Annotated in this window: 1 protein-coding gene and 1 pseudogene; both read right to left on the reverse strand. The window is 51.0% G+C overall.

The features are described 5' to 3' along the window. On the reverse strand, positions 1–2,103 hold a 2,103-nt coding region (locus F4Y00_00875; GenBank protein MYE03520.1), incomplete at its 3' end, for a hypothetical protein. A 28-nt stretch (positions 2,104–2,131) separates the two neighbouring features. Then, a pseudogene (locus F4Y00_00880) lies at positions 2,132–2,827 on the reverse strand (DUF4338 domain-containing protein). Between the last annotated feature and the right edge of the window lie 49 nt (positions 2,828–2,876).

Consider the following 2,876-nt stretch of genomic DNA (forward strand, 5'->3'; position numbering starts at 1 on the left):
GCAGAGAGGCCGCATGACCAACTTGCCGTACACCAGATTTGACGATAGCTCCGGGGCGGGCTCGTGGTCAAATTTCAGTAAACACGTGCCAAGTGAATCTCCACTAATCTCCAAAACGCAACTTACAGCTTCAAGATACTTCCAAGCTCGGTTTTCATTTGTAAGAAATTTAGCGAATACTTGGTGCCACTTTTCCGGGGTGATAGGCAGAGCCATTGAAGTGGCAACGACATCGGAAAGAATTTCACTACCATCTGAGTTATATAGCTTTGCATTAACTCGCACAGTATACGCCTCGGGACCGTTCACTGAGAGGTTAAGTTCATTACGCCATAAGACATCAAGACTGGCGTCGAACGGATCAGCAGAAACAACAAGCCCTGGGTGTGAAGTAATTCCAGGCGTCCACGGCTCTGGGTCTCGGACTTCAAGTTTTAAAAAACCTTTGGCTGGCGGCGTTGTGACGGTGCTGTTAAGGTCTGGACTACGGAGCGCTTCGACGGTTAGCGAGTGGCTGCCTGCTTGGAGTGGCGGTAATCGTACAAATGTGGGGCCGCCTAGGGCCTCGGTAGCAACAACGCACTTGGGCTCATCATCGAGGCGAAAGGAAAGCTTATCGACTTGATGATCCGGATCAATGCCAAAGTAAGGAGATTCGGTGCTCAACCACTCAGAGCTGCCTTCGCCATCCCAGCCTCGTCCCGGCAAGCCAGCTGGCCATACTCGGATCGTGCGCGTAACATCAAGACCAACTTTTAGGAAGCGCGCTGTTGTGTCACTTGAAACGTGGTTTGGCACAGAGAGTCGGAAGGCGTGAATACCTGAACACGCCAATGTACAAGGAGCAAGTTCAGTTTGTTCGTTGGGAAAGTTGTCGGCCGTTACGACGATGTAGCATGTGGCTGGTCTGATACTTTTAGATGCTACATAGCGGGCGATTCCATCGCTGCCAATGCGGAACAACCATATAGGACCTGGCGATAGCCGAAACTCGGATTCTAGGAGATGATCCATAAGTGGATTCGACTGTTCGAATTGGATAAGCGGAGAATTGGTGTCAGGCCAGGAGTTGAGCATACCCTTACGATTTCCGGATAGAAGCCATCCGGTTGGTTCCCAGTCACTGGATCCAATCAATCTGCATCGAGTGCGATCGAGAAACCTGCGCAGTTCAGTGCTTTCGGCAGCAATCGGTCGCAGAGATTTCAATTGAAGAAGTAACGACCATTGATTAGATCCGTCATAACGAAGGAAGAGGTAGGGTCGCACTGCGAAGCGTAACGCGTCCGGTAGAGTTGGCTTCTCTTTGCGCGTGGAATGGAGCATATAGGCTGGACGAAAATATCCGCGCCCGATGCCTTGAAAGCGATCCGAAGCCACGCGCCTCGTTTCCTTCAGCCATACGCGGGAACTGCGGACACGTTCCAGATCAGTGATGATTCGATTTAATGTCGGGGGATAGATCAGGTCTTCGGCGTCGGCAGATTCTCCCCTAAGGAAAGCGGCGACTATCTGTCCGGTTAGTTCTTCCTGCTCAAGAAATGCTTGAAAACGTGATGAGGCATGAGAAGCGTGGGCAGCAAGAAGCCGGCCAATTGAGCCCGCATCAAGCGAGGCCGTGGCGAGACGAAACCGGAGGTCGTACAGTAGTCTCGCAAACTGACGCTGGAGATCGATAGGGAGAAGCGCATTCGTAATCGGCCAAGCAATAATGCTGAAATGCTCGGCCCAAGGGCCAGAGGGAGTCACGCCGTTGAAAGACCTATGGAATTTCTTAAACCAACTCTTGATCTTCACTCGGTCATGATATTGCCAGTTAGGAGTTTGATTCTCGAATGAGGGCCAGTATTCATCGCCGGTGTATCTGTACCCAGCTTCGCTTGAGTAAACAACCCATACTAGCCAGTATGAGATTGTCAAGGGTGGCCTGGTTTTTTGGTGTTCGCGAAGCAAAGTATTGATGCGCTTCAGTTCTGCAGAGTCCAGACAGTGTTCCAATGCGAAGATTGGGAATCCAGAACGTCTTCGGACGGCAGCAAGTGAATTGAAGTGCCTAAGGAGTTTATCCTGAATCGCTTTGAGTGCAGTAGATGTGTTATCCATCAGAGCAGATTGCTTTCGTCAAGTTTGATCACCGAAGGCCAATTTTCAGTGAGGGGTTACTATTGCAGTTACCGAGCATTTGCAGAATTTCGGTCTTGTTCCAATTGCGGTAGTTGGGATTCCGCTCGGCACGGGGAATAATCCACCGTTCAAGCGCTAGATCTGCGACCTGTTGTGATGTGAGAAGATTCGAGAGGTCAGGTTGGCCTTTGCCGGTGCGTAAGATAGACGAAGCGTTCGAAGCAAAATTGCTTAGAAAAACCTGACGCCGAATACCGTGTCGAAGCATGTCATCTCTAAAGCCGAGCGCAGTAAGTGCGGCACGAGTCGTTCGCAGGCGCCAATTGGGACCTTGGCCAAAACGATGCTGGTCAGCGTATTTGTGTCCGACACTACGCAGGTACTCACGCAAGTCGAGAAAGAGTTCATCTGAGATATGGAAATGCCCCCAACCGCGGGTGTATCCGATAGGTTCAAAGTAGCGCACACCGCCCAATTTGAGGCGGTTGTAGACAGAGGACCTCCCCATTGATGAGGAAGTGGTAATGGCGAGGAGGCGTGCATTTTTTGTTTTGCCAGATATTATGCCGGGCGTGTTTCCGTAGGTGCGTGTAAATTCATCGTAAATTTGTCGTGAGCGGGCGATACAGGCAACCATCTTCCCGCCCAACAAAGCGTTATAGGGCGGCATAGCACCGAGGACATAGGCATCCATCACATTAAGGAAGGTCTGAACAAGGCCCGATTTTCCGCGTGGTCAGGCAGTTCACCGG

The organism is Bacteroidetes bacterium SB0662_bin_6, from assembly GCA_009839485.1.
Lineage (GTDB): Bacteria > Bacteroidota > Rhodothermia > Rhodothermales > VXPQ01 > VXPQ01.